Origin of the sequence: Buchnera aphidicola (Neophyllaphis podocarpi) (assembly GCF_964059055.1) — a bacterium.
Classification (GTDB): Bacteria; Pseudomonadota; Gammaproteobacteria; order Enterobacterales; family Enterobacteriaceae; genus Buchnera_M; species Buchnera_M aphidicola_A.
The window spans coordinates 452,381-471,725 of sequence record NZ_OZ060386.1 but is presented as its reverse complement, the minus strand read 5'-3'; the positions used below and the strand labels follow the sequence as shown (position 1 = coordinate 471,725).

General features: G+C 25.2%; 12 protein-coding genes, 1 tRNA gene and 2 rRNA genes. 5 read left to right on the top strand and 10 right to left on the bottom strand.

All coding sequences use genetic code 11. The features are described 5' to 3' along the window. Positions 1–96 precede the first annotated feature (96 nt). The 3 genes from AB4W60_RS02215 to cspE all read left to right on the top strand — a co-directional run bounded on the left by AB4W60_RS02215 (position 97) and on the right by cspE (position 3,689). Positions 97–3,076, top strand: a 23S ribosomal RNA gene (locus tag AB4W60_RS02215). 79 nt (positions 3,077–3,155) lie between these two features. Further along, positions 3,156–3,278: ribosomal RNA gene (gene rrf, locus AB4W60_RS02210) — 5S ribosomal RNA — on the top strand. Positions 3,279–3,479: 201 nt separating this feature from the next. Continuing rightward, the gene (gene cspE, locus AB4W60_RS02205; protein WP_343182978.1) at positions 3,480–3,689 is read left to right on the top strand and encodes a transcription antiterminator/RNA stability regulator CspE; all 210 of its coding nucleotides are present in this window, start codon (positions 3,480–3,482) and stop codon (positions 3,687–3,689) included. 120 nt (positions 3,690–3,809) lie between these two features. Here the strand turns inward: cspE and ybeD are convergent, their stop codons facing one another. Beyond that, a complete protein-coding gene (gene ybeD / locus AB4W60_RS02200) occupies positions 3,810–4,073 on the bottom strand; it encodes a DUF493 family protein YbeD (protein WP_343182977.1) in 264 nt (87 codons plus the stop codon). A gap of 225 nt (positions 4,074–4,298) precedes the next feature. Here ybeD and cysS point away from each other — a divergent pair, with 225 nt between their 5' ends. Further along, positions 4,299–5,744, top strand: coding sequence for a cysteine--tRNA ligase (cysS, locus tag AB4W60_RS02195; RefSeq protein WP_367676097.1), 1,446 nt, complete (start codon positions 4,299–4,301; stop codon positions 5,742–5,744). 22 nt (positions 5,745–5,766) lie between these two features. Here the strand turns inward: cysS and folD are convergent, their stop codons facing one another. Next, positions 5,767–6,633 (bottom strand): bifunctional methylenetetrahydrofolate dehydrogenase/methenyltetrahydrofolate cyclohydrolase FolD, encoded by an 867-nt coding sequence (folD, locus tag AB4W60_RS02190; RefSeq protein WP_343188551.1) that lies wholly within the window; start codon positions 6,631–6,633, stop codon positions 5,767–5,769. Positions 6,634–6,766: 133 nt separating this feature from the next. Between folD and AB4W60_RS02185 the strand changes: the two genes are divergently transcribed. Further along, a tRNA-Arg gene (locus AB4W60_RS02185) sits at positions 6,767–6,840 on the top strand. Between the two features lie 42 nt (positions 6,841–6,882). Here the strand turns inward: AB4W60_RS02185 and AB4W60_RS02180 are convergent. From AB4W60_RS02180 to lon, 8 genes are all read right to left on the bottom strand, one after another. Further along, complete coding sequence (locus AB4W60_RS02180; RefSeq protein WP_343188550.1) at positions 6,883–7,524, bottom strand: nucleoside monophosphate kinase; 642 nt, start codon at positions 7,522–7,524, stop codon at positions 6,883–6,885. A 123-nt stretch (positions 7,525–7,647) separates the two neighbouring features. After that, positions 7,648–9,552, bottom strand: coding sequence for a molecular chaperone HtpG (htpG, locus tag AB4W60_RS02175; RefSeq protein WP_367676096.1), 1,905 nt, complete (start codon positions 9,550–9,552; stop codon positions 7,648–7,650). A gap of 18 nt (positions 9,553–9,570) precedes the next feature. Continuing rightward, a complete protein-coding gene (locus tag AB4W60_RS02170; protein ID WP_343188548.1) occupies positions 9,571–9,903 on the bottom strand; it encodes a YbaB/EbfC family nucleoid-associated protein in 333 nt (110 codons plus the stop codon). A gap of 250 nt (positions 9,904–10,153) precedes the next feature. Further along, the gene (gene dnaX / locus AB4W60_RS02165; protein WP_367676332.1) at positions 10,154–11,275 is read right to left on the bottom strand and encodes a DNA polymerase III subunit gamma/tau; all 1,122 of its coding nucleotides are present in this window, start codon (positions 11,273–11,275) and stop codon (positions 10,154–10,156) included. A 238-nt stretch (positions 11,276–11,513) separates the two neighbouring features. Then, positions 11,514–13,268 carry a SmdB family multidrug efflux ABC transporter permease/ATP-binding protein gene (locus AB4W60_RS02160; RefSeq protein ID WP_367676095.1) on the bottom strand — a complete coding sequence of 585 codons (1,755 nt, stop codon included), beginning with the start codon at positions 13,266–13,268 and terminating at the stop codon, positions 11,514–11,516. An 18-nt stretch (positions 13,269–13,286) separates the two neighbouring features. Beyond that, positions 13,287–15,029, bottom strand: coding sequence for a SmdA family multidrug ABC transporter permease/ATP-binding protein (locus tag AB4W60_RS02155; protein ID WP_367676094.1), 1,743 nt, complete (start codon positions 15,027–15,029; stop codon positions 13,287–13,289). 255 nt (positions 15,030–15,284) lie between these two features. Further along, positions 15,285–16,745 (bottom strand): SurA N-terminal domain-containing protein, encoded by a 1,461-nt coding sequence (locus tag AB4W60_RS02150; RefSeq protein WP_367676093.1) that lies wholly within the window; start codon positions 16,743–16,745, stop codon positions 15,285–15,287. 133 nt (positions 16,746–16,878) lie between these two features. After that, the gene (lon, locus tag AB4W60_RS02145) at positions 16,879–19,221 is read right to left on the bottom strand and encodes an endopeptidase La (RefSeq protein WP_367676092.1); all 2,343 of its coding nucleotides are present in this window, start codon (positions 19,219–19,221) and stop codon (positions 16,879–16,881) included. Positions 19,222–19,345 lie beyond the last annotated feature (124 nt).

Sequence of the window (19,345 nt, the reverse complement as noted above, 5' to 3'; positions counted from 1 at the left end):
TTTGGAACAAGCTAATAATACTAAAATTCATATTTGTTTTTTATCAAATTTTATTTCATTTTAAGTTTTATAAAAAAGACATCTATGGTGTTGCAAGATTAAGCAATTAAGCGTATATGGTGAATGCCTTGGCAATCAGAGGCGATGAAGGACGTGCTAATCTGCGAAAAGCAACGGTGAGCTGATATGAAGCGTTATTATCCGTTGATATCCGAATGGGGAAACCCGATACATTTTATATGTATCATTATTAATTGAATAAATAAGTTAATAAAGCAAACCGAGGGAACTGAAACATCTAAGTACCTCGAGGAAAAGAAATCAACCGAGATTCCCTTAGTAGTGGCGAGCGAAAAGGGAAAAGCCCAGAATTATAATCAAATTTATATGTTAGTAAAATTATTTGGAAAAATAAGTGAAACAGGGTGATAGCCCCGTATACGAAAACATCTATTTTGTGAATTCAAAAAGTAAAACGAGACACGAGAAATCTTGTTTGAAGATGGGGGGACCATCCTCCAAGGCTAAATACTCCTGATTGACCGATAGTGAACTAGTACCGTAAGGGAAAGGCGAAAAGAACCCCGGTTAGGGGAGTGAAATAGAACCTGAAACCGTATACGTACAAGCAGTAGAAGCCTTTGAAGTTTTAATAAAAAGTATTAGGTAACTGCGTACCTTTTGTATAATGGGTCAGCGACTTGTACTTTGTAGCAAGGTTAACTTTATTTAAGGGAGCCGTAGGGAAACCGAGTCCTAAATAGGCGTCTTCTATTATTATAGAATTAGTTGCAAGGTACAGACCCGAAACCCGGTGATCTAGCCACGGGCAGGTTGAAAGTTGGGTAAAACCAACCGGAGGACCGAACCGACTGATGTTGAAAAATCAGCGGATGACCTATGGCTAGGGGTGAAAGGCCAATCAAACCGGGAGATAGCTGGTTCTCCCCGAAAGCTATTTAGGTAGCGCCTCGTGTAATTCATATATGGGGGTAGAGCTCTGTTTCGGTTAGGGGGTCATACTGACTTACCAATCCGATGCAAACTTCAAATACCATATAATGTTATCACGGGAGACACACAGCGGGTGCTAACGTTCGTTGTGGAAAGGGAAACAACCCAGACCGCCAGCTAAGGTCCCAAAGTCATAATTAAGTGGGAAACGATGTGGGAAGGCATAAACAGCCAGGATGTTGGCTTAGAAGCAGCCATCATTTAAAGAAAGCGTAATAGCTCACTGGTCTAGTCGTCCTGCGCGGAAGATGTAACGGGGCTAAATTATGCACCGAAGCTGCGGCAATAGTTCTTTATCTTTTTATAAAGATTAAATTATTGGGTAGGGGAGCGTTCTGTAAGCTTATGAAGATATATTGTAAAGTATATTTGAGGTATCAGAAGTGCGAATGCTGACATGAGTAACGATAAAACAGGTAAAAAACCTGTTCGCCGAAAGACCAAGGTTTCCTGTCCAACGTTAATCGGGGCAGGGTGAGCCGATACCTAAGGCGAGGCCGTAAGGCGTAGTCGATGGACAACAGGTTAATATTCCTGTGCTTAATATTAGCTGCGATGGGGGGACGAAGAAGGTTAGGTTATCCAGGTGACGGTTATCCTGGTTTAAGCGTGTAGGAGTGATAGTATGGAAAATCCGATTATCTTTACACTGAGGCGTGATGACGAATCATTTATTTGATGAAGTAACTAATACCAAGCTTCCAAGAAAATCCTCTAAGCTATAGGTAATGTTAAATCGTACCCCAAACCGACACAGGTGGTCAGGTAGAGTATACTAAGGCGCTTGAGAGAACTCGGGTGAAGGAACTAGGCAAAATAGTGCCGTAACTTCGGGAGAAGGCACGCTAAAATTAGTGAAGAAATTTACTTTCCTAGCTGAATTTAGTCGAAGATACCAGCTGGCTGCAACTGTTTATTAAAAACATAGCACTGTGCAAACATGAAAGTGGAAGTATACGGTGTGACGCCTGCCCGGTGCCGGAAGGTTAATTGATGGGGTTAGAAATTAAAATTTTCAAAGCTCTTGATCGAAGCCCCGGTAAACGGCGGCCGTAACTATAACGGTCCTAAGGTAGCGAAATTCCTTGTCGGGTAAGTTCCGACCTGCACGAATGGCGTAATGATGGCCAGGCTGTCTCCACCCGAGACTCAGTGAAATTGAAATTGCTGTGAAGATGCAGTGTACCCGCGGCAAGACGGAAAGACCCCGTGAACCTTTACTATAGCTTGATACTGAATGTCGTTCTTTAATGTGTAGGATAGGTGGGAGACTAAGAAATATGAACGCTAGTTTGTATGGAGTCAAGCTTGAAATACCACCCTTTAAAGCTCAATATTCTAACCCAATACCGTTATCCGGTATGGAGACAGTGTCTGGTGGGTAGTTTGACTGGGGCGGTCTCCTCCCAAAGAGTAACGGAGGAGCACAAAGATTGGCTAATCACGGTCAGAAATCGTGAGGTTAGTGTAAAGGCATAAGCCAGTTTGACTGCGAGCGTGATAACGCGAGCAGATGCGAAAGCAGGTCTTAGTGATCCGGTGGTTCTGTATGGAAGGGCCATCGCTCAACAGATAAAAGGTACTCCGGGGATAACAGGCTAATACCGCCCAAGAGTTCATATCGACGGCGGTGTTTGGCACCTCGATGTCGGCTCATCACATCCTGGGGCTGAAGCAGGTCCCAAGGGTATGGCTGTTCGCCATTTAAAGTGGTACGCGAGCTGGGTTTAGAACGTCGTGAGACAGTTCGGTCCCTATCTGCCGTGGGCGTTAGGAAGATTGAGGGGAGCTGCTTCTAGTACGAGAGGACCGAAGTGGACGCATCACTGGTGTTCGGGTTGTCATGCCAATGGCATTGCCCGGTAGCTACATGCGGAAGAAATAAGAGCTGAAAGCATCTAAGCACGAAGTTCACCCCAAGATTAGTCTTCCCTGAAAAAATAAATATTATATTTATTTTTTACTGAAGGGTCGTTGAAGACTACAACGTTGATAGGCTAGGTGTGTAAGCATAGCAATATGTTGAGCTAACTAGTACTAATTACCCAAGAGGCTTAATCTTGCAACACCATAGGTGTTTTATTATATTGTTTAAAAAAGCTTGTTCCTAGATATTTTAACAATTTGTCAATTTTTATATACCTGGCATCAATAGCACGATGGTACCACCTGAATTTTATACCATACCGAACTCAGAAGTGAAACGTCGTAACGCCGATGGTAGTGCAGGGCTCTCCCTGTGTGAGAGTAGGAAAATGCCAGGTATCAATATATTTTATTTAATAAAATTTTATAATTTAATAAAAATATAATTTTTTTAAATGAAATAAAATTACATTTTGATTTAAAATTTATTAATTGAATATGTTAGAATCCAAATTTTATTTAGTATAAAAATTAACTTATATAATTAAGTTTTTAAAAAGTTTCAATGTTAAGTTTATTGTTAATTTAAGGTAATAAAGATGTCCAAGATTAAAGGTAATGTTAAATGGTTTAATGAATCCAAAGGATTCGGTTTTATTACTCCAGAAGATGGGAGTAAAGATGTTTTTGTTCATTTTTCTGCTATTCAGAGTAATGGATTTAAAACTTTGTCAGAAGGTCAAAGTGTAGAATTTGAGATTACTGAAGGTGCTAAAGGTCCTTCGGCTACTAATGTAGTTAGTTTATAAATAAATTAATATTATATTAATAATTATAATTATTTTTATTAAAATCTTAAATCCTAATAAAATTAAGTGCAGAATATATTCAAATATAACTGCACTTTCTTATTTTTACTAATTTGAAAATTATAATACTATTCTTACTATGTTAATTCTACTAAGTTCGTAATATAAATGTTCTATTTGATTGATATTTGAAGCAAATATTGTAATCGATATAGAAAGATAATTTCCTCTATTACTTTTTTTTACTACAGGAGCATAGTCTCCTGGAATTTGTAGTTGTATCACTCTGATAATTTTATCTACAAGTTCCGGATGAGCCATTCCTATTACTTTATAAGTAAAATTACAAGGAAATTTAATTAATTCATGTAATTTATTTTTCATTTTATTCTCTATTTGCTTAATTAATAAATTAATTAATCTTAAAAAATTTATTTAATTAAATTATAATTTTTATATTTTAATTTTTATATCGTATTAAATAATAAAATTATCTATGTTTAATTTTATTAAAATATTTTATTATTAAAATAATATTACTATAAATTTTTTAATCTTAAAAATTATATCATTTTTATACAATATTTTATATTAATTTAAAGGATTAATATGTTAAATATTTTTAATACATTAACTCATAAAAAAGAAAAATTTAAACCTAATATTAAAAATAACATTAATATTTATGTATGCGGTGTAACCGTATATGATTTATGTCATTTAGGACATGCTAGAACATTTATAATATTTGATATTGTATATCGTTACTTTGTTCATATTGGTTATAATGTAAATTATGTGAGAAATATTACAGATATAGATGATAAAATTATTGATAAATCTATTATCAATAAAGAAAATATTCATTCATTTACTAAAAATATGATTAATAATATGCATAAAGACTTTAATGATTTAAAAATGATAAAACCAAGTTATGAACCTAAAGCAACCAATCATATTAATGACATTATTAATATGATTGGTTGCTTGTTAGATAATAATTATGCATATATATCTAATAATGGTGATGTTATGTTTTCTATTGATAGTTACATAGATTATGGAAAGTTATCTAGACAAAAAATTCAAAAGTTAAAAATAGGTTCTAGTATTAAATTGAATGTTCATAAAAAAAATCCTTTAGATTTTGTTCTATGGAAATGTTTAAAAAATAATAAAATTTCTTCTTTTATAAAGGAAGGTGCATCATGGATATCTCCATGGGGTAAAGGTAGACCTGGTTGGCATATAGAGTGTTCTGCTATAATTAATAAATACTTTGGTTCTAATTTGGATATTCATGGTGGAGGGTCTGATCTAATTTTTCCTCATCATGAAAATGAAATATCTCAATCAACTTGTTTTAATAATTGTAAATATGTTAATTATTGGATGCATGTTGGTATGATTATTACTCAAAACAGAAAAATGTCTAAATCATATGGAAATTTTTTAACTATAAGAGAGTTGCTAAAATTATATGATCATGAAACTATTCGTTTGTTTATAATTTCTAGTCATTATAGACATCCTATTTATTATAATAAAGAAAAATTATTTCAATCACGTTTATCTTTAGAACGTTTATATATTGCAATGCGTGGTACTAAAGCTGATAAAATAATTGTTTCTTCATCATATATGAAATTAAATAAAGAAATAATTGGACTTGAATTTGAGCATTCTTTTTACGAAGCTATGAATGATGATTTCAACACACCAAAAGCTTTAAGAGTATTATTTTCTTTAGCTCATAAAATAAATCGTAGTAAATTATTAAATAATGATTTTGAAACACAAAAATTAGCTTTTAAATTAAAATTATTATCAAACATTTTGGGTTTATTACTTCAAAGTTCTGTTGATTTTTTTAATAATAAAAAAACTAGACAAAATCAATCTATATCTGAAATTGAAAACTTAGTTCTTTTAAGAAAACATGCAAGAATTAATAGTTCTTGGCATTATGCAGATTATATACGTCATAAATTATCACTTTTGGGTGTTATACTTGAAGATACACCAGAAGGAACTTTATGGAAATGGAAATAAAGATTTATTTATAAATAGTTTTTTAATTTTTTATTTTAGATAAATTTTTACATGCTTCTAATGTGTTTTCTAAAAGAGATGCTATTGTCATTGGTCCTACTCCTCCTGGTACAGGAGTTATATAAGAGGCTTTTAATAACATAGATTTAAAGTTAACATCTCCTACTATTTTACCGTTTTTTAATTTATTTATTCCTACATCTATTATTATAGCTTTGTCTTTTATCCAGTCACTATTAATAAAATTTGCTTTTCCTACTGCTACTATTAACAAATCTGCAAGTTTAGTATATTCTTTTAAATTTTTAGTAAAACGATGTGTTATAGTAGTTGTACAACCTGCTAATAGTAGTTCTAATCCCATAGGTCTTCCTACTACATTTGAAGCTCCTATTACTACTGCATTTAATCCGTGAGTTTTTATATTGTATGCATTTAGTAAACTCATAATTCCCTTGGGAGTACAAGGTCTTAGCTTAGGAGTACCTTGGCATAAACTACCTGTATTATATGGATTAAAGCCATCTACATCTTTATATATTGAAATACTATTTATAATTTTATTTTTATTAATATGATTAGGTAATGGTAATTGTACTAATATAGCATCTATATTATTATCTTTATTCAAAGATTTTATTAGATTTATAACTTTAGTTTCTCTTACTTCTTTAGAAAAATAAAAAGTTTTTGATATAAAACCTACTTCTTTGCATTTATTTTCTTTTTTTTGGACATATATTTTAGATGCCGGATTATCTCCTATAATAATTACAGCTAAATATGGAATTTTTGCTTTTTTTTGAATTCTTTTTTTTACTTGATTTTTTATTTTATCTATAATTTCATTAGAAATTTTTATACCATCTATAATTTTTGATTTTTTCATTTTTTATACTCTAATTATATTTATAATATAAATTTTTTATTTTTATAAATATAATTTTAATTGATTTTATTTTTTTAAAATATTATAATATTTAGAGTTAATATTTTTTTAAGATTAATAATTTTTTTTACAAGCGCTTTTAGCTCAGATGGATAGAGCAACGGCCTTCTAAGCCGTAGGTCACTGGTTCGAATCCAGTAAAGCGCAAAAAAACTAAGATTTTTATTTAGTTTTCAAAACTATCATATTTTAATATTTTTTAGAGATTATATCTTTTATTTTAGATGTAATTGTTTCCGTGTTTTCATTAGCATTTATTATTTTGTATTTTAGTTTTTTTTTGTTTTTTTCTTTAAGATAAAAATTCATTAATAATATTCTATTAAATTTATATTCTTTTAGTCTTTTTTTTAAAATTAATATATTATCATCTTTACGTATTTCTAAACTTTCTCCTGTTATATCATCTTTTCCTTCTAATATTGGTTTTTTAAATTGAATATGATAAGATCTTCCCGATTTTAAATGAATTCTTCTTCCTGTAATTCGTTTTATAATTTGATTAATTGATAGCTTAAATTCTAAAACATAATCTACTTTAATTTTTTCTTTTTGCATCGCTTCGGCCTGAAATATTGTTCGAGGAAAACCATCCAATATAAATCCTTTTTTGCAATCTATTTGAGATATTCTTTTTTTTATTAATGAAATAACTATTTCATCACTTACTAATTTTCCTGATTCTATAATTTTTTTTATTTGTTTATTTTTTTTTATTTGTTTTCTTAAAATTATTCCTGTAGAGATATTAGGAATTTTGTATATATCAGAAATTAATTTGGCTTGAGTTCCCTTACCTGTTCCAGGTGCACCTAGTAAAATAATACGCATAGTTTTTTAGTTTCTCTTATTATTTAATTTTATTAAACTTTTAAAAATTTTACATCATTTTTATACTAAAAACATATAATTTTACTATTTTTTAAAACAGGTAAGGTATTTTTATTTATATATTTATAATATAATTTTATTATTATTTTTATTAAATAATATTTCCATTAATTTATTTGTTCTATTTATAAATTTATTAGGATCATTTAATGTTCCTTTTTCTATAAATAAAGCTTGTTCTAGTAATAAATTTATCCATTCAGACAAATTTTCTTCATTATTTATTTCTATAATTTCTTTTATTAAAAAATGATTAGGATTTATTTGAAAAATATATTTAATTTCAGGTACTTTTTGGCCCGCTGATGCAAATAATTTAGCCATCTGTGTGCTTATTTGATCGTTATCAGTAATAACTATAGAAGGTACTTTTATTAATCTATCTGTAAAACTAACATCTTTAACTTTATCTCCTAGTATTTTTTTTGCATTTTCTAAAAATTTAGACATTTTAAAGTTAACTTTTTCTGTTTTTTTATTTTCTTTAATATCCAATATTTTTTTTAATGATTCATCTTTTTTACTTACAGATTGAAATTTTTTTCCTTTGTATTCTGTAAGATAACTCATCATCCATTCATCTATTTTATCTGATAGCAATAAAACATCTATTGATTCTTTTTTAAAAAATTCTAAGTGAGGACTATTTATAGCAGAATTATAACTATCAGCTGTAATAAAATATATTTTTTCTTGATTTTTTATCATGTTATTTATATAATCATCTAATGATAAATTTTGTATATTACTTTTATTTTTAATAGATGCAAAACGTATTAATTTAGCTATTTTGTCTTTATTATTTAAATCTTCAGCTATTCCTTCTTTTAAAACTAAACCAAATTCTTTCCAAAATGTTTCATATTTTTTTTTGTCTTTTATAGACAGTGTTTCTAACATTTTTAATGATCTATTTGTTAAAGATTTTTTTAATTTATTAATTAGACTACTATCTTGAAGAATTTCTCTAGAAATGTTTAAAGGAAGATCATCTGAATCTATTAATCCTTTTATAAATCTAAGGTAATTAGGTAAAAATTGCTCTGCATCATCCATGATATAAACACGTTTTACATATAGTTTTAATCCATGTTTATTTTCACGATTCCATATATCCCATGGTGCTTTACTAGGAATATATAATAAATTTATATATTCTTGATTTCCTTCTACTTTATTATGAGTCCAATATATTGGTGCATTTGAATCTTTTGATATATATTTATAAAATTCCTGATATTCTTTTTCGCTAATATTTGATTTTTCTTTAGTCCATAGTGCTGTAGCTTGATTTATTTGTTTCCAATAAAGATCTTTATTTTTTTCATCTAAAATTTGTAGCTCTACAGGTATTGATATATGATCTGAATATTTATGTATAATACTTTGTATTTTCCAAGTATCTAGAAATTCTATATTTTCTTTTTTAATACTTAAAATTATTTCAGTTCCTATATCTTCTTTTATTATCTTTTTAATAGAGTACTCTCCTTCTCCTTTAGATTCCCAACATACTCCTTCTTCTTTTTTTAATTTGGCAGATCTGGTTTTAACTTGTACTTTTTTAGATACAATAAATGATGAATAAAAACCTACTCCAAATTTTCCTATTAATTGATTATTATTATCTTTATTTGATGTTAATGACTCAATAAAAGATTTTGTTCCTGATTTAGCTATAGTTCCTAAATTTTCAATAACTTCATCATAACTCATACCTATACCATTATCTTTAATTATCAAAGTTTTATTATCTTTATTTACAGATATACGTATTTTATTTTCATTGTTATTTTTATATATTTTAGGTTCAGATATTATTTTAAAACGTAATTTATCTATAGCATCTGATGCATTTGATATCAGTTCTCTCATAAATATTTCTTTATTCGAATATAATGAATTTATCATTAAATTCAATAATTGTTTTACTTCTGATTTAAATTTATATGTTTTATTTTCTTTCATAAAATTTTATCTCTTTTTTTAAAAAGGCATATTAAAACCATTTGGTAAATTCATATTATTTGAAATTAAGGACATTTTATTTTTTTGTAGTTCTGAGATTTTTCTTGAAGCATCATTAAATGCTGCTACTACTAAATCTTCTAGCATTTCTTTTTCATTTTCTTTGAATAAAGTGGGATCTATTTCTGTTTTTATGCAGTTATATGATCCATTTATAGTAATTTTTACTAAACCAGCTCCTGATTCACCTGTTACTTCCATAACTGATATTTCTTTTTGAACTTTAGACATCTTTTCTTGCATCTTTTGTGCTTGCTTCATGAGGTTATTTATTCCTCCTTTATTTAACATATTAAATTTTCTCCATAAAAATGTTTCATTTGTTAAAATATATTATTATTTTTTTATTTCAGCATCAAATGTTTTTTTATCAAAACAATATTTTGATCAATAATTTTATTTTTTGTTTTTTTCTGTATTTTTTCAATTTTTTTAGATTTATGAATTTATTGATAGTTTTATTTGTTATGTTTTTAATTCTCTTATTTTTTCTTTCTTATATTTTATTTTTATTAAATTATTTTTTATTTTTATGAATTTGTTAGTTTCTATTTTTTTTTTCGATTTCTGTATTTTGTTTTATTTTACTTAAAAATTCTAAAAATATCATTTCTACTCCTATTTTCTTGCTTGGAGCATATTTTATATCTTTTTTTGCTTTTAGAATAGTTTTATATAATAAATGAATTTCTTTTATTTTTATTTCTTTAGTTATTTCTTGAATATTACTAATTTTATTTTCTATTTGAATTTTCTCCATTATAGGAAAATTTTTCATCAAGGCCATATTATGTAATACATATAATATCTCTGAAAGAAAATTATCCCAATTTAAATTATATAATTCTGATCTATTTAAAAATTTTATTACTTTATATGATTGACATTTTATTAAATAAAATATAATTTTAGATATATCTTTTTGTTTAATTTCATTCTCAATTTTTATATAAATATTTTCTATACTTTCATTATTTTTTTTAACACTTATAGATTTTTCTGTTATATTTAGAGCATCTCTCATACTACCTTGTGCTTCTTCTGCAATTTTTTTAAGATCTTCTATTTTGAAATCAATTTTTTCTATTGTTAAAATATTTTTTAAATAATTTAATATTTCTGTTTTAGATATTAATCTTAAATTGAAATACAAACATCTTGAAATAAATGTTAGAGGAATTCTATTAATTTCTGTTGTAGCAGAAATTATTTTTATATGTGAAAGTGGTTCTTCTAATGTTTTTAATAAAGCATTAAAACTACTTTTAGATAACATATGTATTTCATCTATTAAATAAATTTTAAATTTACCTTTTACTGGTAAATATTTCATATTATCTAATAATTCTCTTATATTTTCAACTTTAGTTCTTGAAGCAGCATCTATTTCAATAAAATCAATAAAGTTACCTTCTTCTATTTCTTTACAATTTGAACATTTTCTACATGGTGTAGGACTAATTCCTTTTTCACAATTTAAACTTTTAGCTAATATTCTAGCAATAGTAGTTTTTCCTACTCCTCTAGTTCCTGAAAATAACCAAGAATGATGAATTTTTTGTAAAAATAATCCATTTGATATAGCATTAATAATATATTTTTGCCCTACTACTTCTTTAAATAATTTAGGTCTCCATTTTCTAGCAAGAGCAGTATAATTTATTTTTTTCATTTTTTTATATAATAATTTATTTTTAAATTTTAATATAAATTACTTGACATATTGGTAGCTAAATTGATATCTTTACAGATAGAGGTTCTTGTTTAGTATATTTTTACTTGCTTTTTGTTAACTAGGTCAGGTCTGGAAAGAAGCATCCATAACAAATAAGTTCGGTAATTATATCCAGCTATCAAGACCTCTTTTTATATATAATTTTTAATTATTTAATTTTAAAAAATTAAATTTTATTTTTTAGTTTATACATATTCCAATAATTTGATTTTTTTTTCATTAATTCTTCATGAGATCCTTGTTCTACTATTTCACCTTTATTTAAAACTATAATAGAATCTGCTTCTGTAACAGTAGAAAGTCTATGCGCTATTATAATAAGAGTTGTTTTCTTTTTGATTTTTTTTAGAGTTTTTTGTATTGCTATTTCTGTTTCTGAATCAATATTTGCTGTTGCTTCATCTAGTATTAGAATTTTTGGATAACTTACTAGTACTCTAGCAATAGATAATAATTGTTTTTGTCCTATTGATAGATTATTTCCTTCTTCTCCTAATATAGAATGAATTCCATATTTCATAGATTCAGTAAATTTTTTCATTTGAACTATTTCTAATATTTTCCATACAGTATTTTCTGAAATATTTCTTCCTAATGTTATATTATAAAATAAACTATCAGCTAAAATGTATGGTTCTTGTTGAACCATTGATATACCTTTTCTTAAGCATTTTTGACTAAGATCATTTATTTTTCTTCCATCAATGTATATATTTCCATCATTAATTTGATAATATCCCATTAATAAATTTGCTAAAGTGCTTTTTCCGCTTCCTGTTCGTCCTACTAATGCAATGAATTCTTTCGATCTAAATTTTAAATTAATATTTTTTAATATTTTTTCATCTTTGATATGGTAAGAAAAATTAAGATTTTTAATATTAATTTTTCCTTCTGATATTGAGTTATTATCTTTTCCATATTTTTGTTTAGGAGAATCTATTAATTGAAAGATTCTTTCTCCTGATACTATTGCTTGTTGTAATATAGATTGCTGAGTTGTTATTGTTATTAAAGGTTCATTTAGTCTGCTTAAATAATTTATAAAAACGTAAAGTATTCCTATTTCAAATGTTCCTTTAGGATAGAAGCTAAACAAAATTATCCATCCGCATAACACTAAACCTGAAAATAGACTGAGTAATGGTCTTAATAAAAAACCATCTAAACGCAGTGTTTGCATTCTAAATTTATAGTGAAACTTGCTATGTTTTTGAATCTTTTTGCCAAATCTATCTTCTTGTCTAAATTGTTGTAAAATTTTCATTCCTTTAATTGCTTCGTTAAAACTATTATTAATGTTTGCTAAGTACGATCTAACTTTTCTTAAGATGGGAATACTATAATGTTGATATATTATCATAACAATAATTATTAAAGGAAAAACAATTATTGTTATTACAGCCATTTCCCATTTTACAGTAAACATAGCTATAAGAATTGTAAAAATTAATATAAAACTTCTGAGTACTGAAATTATAACTGTATCATATAGATCTTTTATTAGTTCTGTATCATTTGTTACTTTTGCTATAATTTGACCAATAGGCTGTTTGTCAAACTTACTTAAAGGTTGTAAAATAGCAGATTTCATTACATCAATTCTTACTTTTTTTAATATTTCTATAGCTATTTTACTTAATATCAAATTTTGAAAATAGTGTAATATAATAGATATTATTTGTAATATAATAAAACTAAAAAGTAATAAAATAAAAATTTTAGGTATAAATTTATGTTTAGCTATTATATCATCAATAAAATAACTAATTAATAAAGGACATATTGTTTCAGAAATTGAAGCTCCAGTTAGCATTATTAATGCAATAAATATTGATTTTTTCCAAGGATAAGCATAAGATAATAATCTATGTAGTGTAGGTGATATTTTAATTAAATTTAACATCTTTTTTATTTTCATTTTATTAAACATTACTTTTTATATATAATTTTTATTATTTTTTTGGTAACTATATATGTTTTGATACCAATTAGTTTTACTAATTAATGTTTTATGATTTCCTCTTTCTATAATTTTACCATTATTAATTACAATTATCTCATTTGATTTTATTAAAATATTTAATCTATGTGTACTAATAATCATTGTATTAAAATATTTATTTTTATTTAAAAATAAGTTTCTTAAGATTTTTTTAGATGTATAATTATCTATAGCTGATAATGAATCGTCTAATATTAGTATTTCTCTCTTTAATAATAAAGCTCTTGCTATAGCAATTCTTTGTTTTTGTCCTCCTGATAATACTATTCCTCTGTCCCCTATTTCTGTATTATATCCTTTAGGTAATTTAGTTATTTCATCATGAAGATTAACTATTCTTGTAATTTTTTCTATTTTTTCATAACCTATGTTAGGTTTACCTAAACTAATATTATTTAAAATTGTGTCTGAAAATAAAAAAGAAGATTGATTTACTATTGCTAATTTTTTTCTCCATTCGTTTATATTAAAATCTAAAATAGATATGTTGTCATAAAAAATATTTCCTTTATTTATACTGAAATGCCTTTGAATTAATCCTATTATTGTACTTTTTCCAGATCCTGTTGGGCCGCATATACCTAAAATATTTCCTGGAATTAATTTTATGTTTATTGATTTTAAAAAAAAGTTTTTATGATTTTTATAATAAAATTTATCAATTTTAATTTTTAATATTTTATTTTTTGATATTTTTTTTTGTTTTACATTTTTAATACAATTATTTTCTTTAAATATCAAGTTTATTCTATCGAATGCAGCACTTCCTCTTTGTACTATATTAAACATCCATGCTATAGCTAACATAGGCCATATCATTAATCCTAGATACATGATAAAACTAGTTAATTGTCCTATAGTTATTATATTGTTCCATACTAGATAACCTCCTTGTATAACAGCTAGTAAATTAGAAAATGCAATAGATAAATATATAGTTGGATCAAACTTAGCATCTATTTTCGCTACTTTCATATTTTTTTTTCCTGCATTACTAGCAAACTTCAAGAATTTATTTAATTCTTGTTTTTCTAATCCAAATGATTTTATCATTCGTATACATGATAAACTTTCTTGTGTTTGATTATTTAGTTCTGAGAAAGCAGCTTGAGATTTTCTGAAACTGATATGCAGCATTTCTCCATATTTTTTTATAAAAATTGCCATAATAGGCATAGGAATTAATGAGATAATTGTTAAAATAAAACTTATTTGAGTACTCATAATTATCAATACTAGTATTCCCATTACTAAAGAATCTACAAGGGTTAATACTCCTTCACCTGCAGCAAATACAACTCTATCTATATCATTTGTTGCTCTTGCCATTAAATCACCTGTTCTATGTTTTAGATAGAATTCTGGAGGTTGCTTGCTTATATGACAATAAAATTTTTTTCTTAATTCAATGGCTAAATTATATGAGGCTCCAAATAAAAGAATTCTCCATAAATAACGAAAAAAATATATTAAAATTGATGTAATTAACATAATAATAATCCACATTAATATTTTTTTTTCTATAAATTTTTTTCTTTCCATTAAATCTACTATTATACCAACTATTTTAGGTGGTATTAATTGTAAAATGGCAACTATTGTTAATAAAATAATAGATCCTAAATATCTTTTCCATTCTTTATTAAAATACCATTTTAATTGTTTAAATAGTTTCACCTAATATTCCTTTTAATTAAAATTTATTTGTAATAATTATATATTTTTATGATCTAATAATTTTATTATAAATTTATATTTTAAAATTATTCAATATATAAATATTATCTTATTGTAAATTTTATTTAATTGGAATATTTTACGTTTATAAATTTATAAAATTATTATATATAAATTTATATAACATATAATTATTTAAATAATCTTATATTTAATTTTTATATATTAAACATTTTATAAATTAAATATATACTATTAATTATTATTAATAAATTCAATTTTTGATTGGTTTTTTAATGAATTTATAAGAGCATAAAATATTGATTCAATGTCATTTTTAATGATATTTTGAGCTATTATCTCTTTTTGTTCTTTTTTAATTTTGTGAAATTTTTTATATTTTAATTTTAATATAGTAATATTTCCTTTTAAATCTTTTATTACCTTATATTTATTTTTTTTGTTATTAAAATTATTCATAGAAAATACAATTTTATTAATATAGTTTTCACTATTTCTTTTAAATGTTTCTTGTTTATTAAACTTTAACTTAAATTTATTTAATAATTGATTTTTATTTTCTTTTAATTGATTAATTATTTTATATGCTTGAATTATTGTATTTTTTTCTATTAATAAATTTTTTAAATGTGAGATTATATCCTTTTTATTTTCTTCAATATTTTTTTTATGTTTTGGTTTATAATCATAGATTTTTAAAATTAATACTTGATTATTATTGATTGGTATTATTTTATAGTTTTTACTTTTTTCTTTTATTAAAATTTCGAATATATAATTTTTTATTTTTTCAGATTTTATAAATTTAATTCTATCAATTAAATAATTTTTATTAAACCAAGGTGTTATATTAAATTTTGATATTTTATTATTTATCTTTTTTTTAGTTATTTTATCTATATTTATATCAAATTTTATATTTTTATCTATGATTTTATCAAATGTATTTTTTGTTAAAGTATAATATTTATTTATTTCATACATATTTATTTTTTTATACTGAATTTTAATTCTTTCTGGAATATTAAAAATATTATTATGTTTTTTATAAAATAATTTAATATTTTTGTCTGTAATTTTTATTTTTTTGTTGTAATTTTTTTTATTTAATATTAATTTTTCTACTGTTCTTTCTTCTGTTATATATTTTATATAGTTTTCTACATTATTATCAAAAGTAAATTCAGTTTTTTCTATCATATTTATAAAATTTTCAGTGATAATTTTTTTTCTTATTTCTTTTATATAGTCTTTTAGACTTATACCAGCTTCTTCTAAAATTAATAATTGTTTTTTTGAATCAAATTTTCCTTTTTTTTGAAACATAGGTTCTGAAAGAATTATTTGTTTGATTTTGCTATCTGAAACATTAATTTTAAATTTATTTGCATATTGTATTAAAATTAATTCATTTACTAATTTATTTAATATTTGCTGTTTTATTTGTTTTATATAATAAAAATTATTTTTTATTTTATCAAAATCTTTACCAAAAAAATTTTTTTGTTTTTGTATTTCTATATTATAGATATAATCAAATTGTTTTTTTAATATTTTTTCTCCATTTACTATTGCAATGTAAGGTTCATTATTTGAAATAACAAAATTACTTAATCCACTAACAACAATAATTAATATTATAAAGTATAAGATTAATTTTACTTTTTTATTCGAAGAGGAATTTATTATTTGCATTATTTAAATCCTTATAAATTTTTATTAAGCATAAATTATTTTAATTTATTTATAAATTATTTTGTGTTGCAAAATTTTTGGTAAAACTTTTATAAAAAGTTTTACCATTTTTTTTAATTTATTTAAAATTTAACTATTTTTTTAATTTATAAGGTGAGCGCTCAAGGGCAAGTTCTAATACTTCTTCAATATATTTTACTGGGTGTATATGCAAGTTTTTTATTATGTTTTTTGGTATTTCTTCTAGATCTTTTTTGTTTTCATTAGGTATTAAGACTATTTTAATTCCTCCTCTATGAGCAGCTAATAATTTTTCTTTTAATCCTCCTATAGGTAAAACTTGTCCTCTCAATGTTATTTCTCCTGTCATAGCTATTTCAGCTTTAACCGCGTTTTCTGTTAATGAAGATACTATAGCAGTACACATAGCTATACCTGCACTTGGACCATCTTTAGGTGTAGCACCTTCTGGAACATGTACATGTATATCATATTTTTCATAAAAGTTATCTTTAATTTTTAGTTTATTTGATCTATGTCTTACTACTGTTAAAGCTGCTTGTATTGATTCTTGCATGACTTCGCCTAGTGATCCTGTATAAATTAATTTTCCTTTACCTTTTACTGATGCTGTTTCTATTGTTAATAAATCTCCTCCTACTTCTGTCCATGCAAGACCAACTACTTGTCCTATTTGATTTTTTTTACTTTTTCTTCCAAAATCAAATCTTTCTATTCCCAGAAAATCTTTTAAATTTTTTTTATTTATTATGGTATTTTTTATCATATTATTTAATAATAAATTTTTAACAGTTTTTCTACATAATTTTGCTATTTCCTTTTCTAAATTTCTGACGCCTGATTCTCTTGTGTAATAACGAATTATATTAATAACAGCGCTATCTTGAATATCTATTTCATTTTTTTTTAAAGCATTTCTTTCTTTTTGTTTTTTAATTAAATGTTTTTGAGCTATATTTAGTTTTTCGTCTTCTGTATATCCAGATATACGAATTATTTCCATTCTATCAAGTAAAGCTACTGGAATATTTGTTGAATTAGATGTTGCTACAAACATTACATCTGAAAGATCATAATCAACTTCTAAATAGTTATCATTGAATGATATATTTTGTTCAGGATCTAAAACTTCTAATAATGCAGCAGTAGGATCTACTCTCATATCACATGACATTTTATCTATTTCATCTAATAAAAATAGAGGATTCTTTACTCCTATTTTAGCCATTTTTTGGATTAACTTTCCTGGCATAGATCCAATATATGTACGTCTATGACCTCTAATTTCTGCTTCATCTCTTACTCCTCCTAAAGCCATTCTAATATATTTTCTTCCAGTAGCTTTGGCTATAGATTTACCAAGTGAAGTTTTTCCAACTCCAGGAGGTCCTACTAAACATAAAATAGGACCTTTAACTTTTTTGATTCTATTTTGTACTGCTAAATATTCTAATATTCTGTCTTTAACTTTTTCTAATCCAAAATGATCTTTGTCTAATAGTTCTTTTGCTTTAGTTAGATCTTTTTTTATATTGCTTCTTTTATTCCATGGAACTTGTATCATCCAGTCTATATAACTACGTACTACAGTTGCTTCTGCAGACATAGAAGACATCATTTTTAATTTTTGTAATTCAGATATTGTTTTTTTCTTTGCTTCTTTAGGCATTCTAGCTTCTTTAATTTTTCTATTTAATACCTGATATTCATCAGGTGTATCATCCATATCTCCTAGTTCTTTTTGTATCGCTTTAACTTGTTCATTTAAATAGTATTCTCTTTGGCTTTTTTCCATTTGCTTTTTTACTCTATCACGTATTTTTTTTTCTATTTGTAATAGATCTATCTCAGATTCCATAATAGCCATTAAGTATTCTAATCTTTCATTTGTATTTAACATTTCTAAGATAGTTTGTTTTTCTTTTATTTTCAACGGCATATTTGAAGCTATTATATCTGCTATTTTATCAATATCATTTATATTCTTGATTGTATTTAAAATTTCTAGAGATACTTTTTTGTTACTTCTTATGTACTTTTCAAATTGGTTAATAGATGTTTTTATTAGTATTTTATTTTCTTTTTCATTTGAAATAGATGAAATTATATATTCTACTTTTGCTAAAAAATATTCTTTTTTGTCTTTTAATTTTACAATACGAGCACGTTGCAAACCTTCTACTAATACTTTAACAGTACCGTCTGGTAATTTTAGCATTTGTAAAATAGAAGCTATAGAACCTACGTTAAATAAATCATTAATATCTGGTTCTTCTTGAGATGCATCTTTCTGTGCTATTAATATAATTTGTTTTTTTTGTTTCATTGATGCTTCAATACACTTTATAGACTTTTTTCTTCCTACAAATAAAGGAATTACCATATATGGATATACTACAACGTCACGTAATGGTAACACAGGAATTTCGATATATTTTGAACACTCAGTATTCATAGAGCTCTCTCTTAGTTAATTTATGCTAAGTACTGAAACTACAAAAATATTATTATATGTGCAGTTGTTAGGCCCACAAAAAATCTGAGTATATTAGGATAGATTTTTGATATTCAAAGTTAAG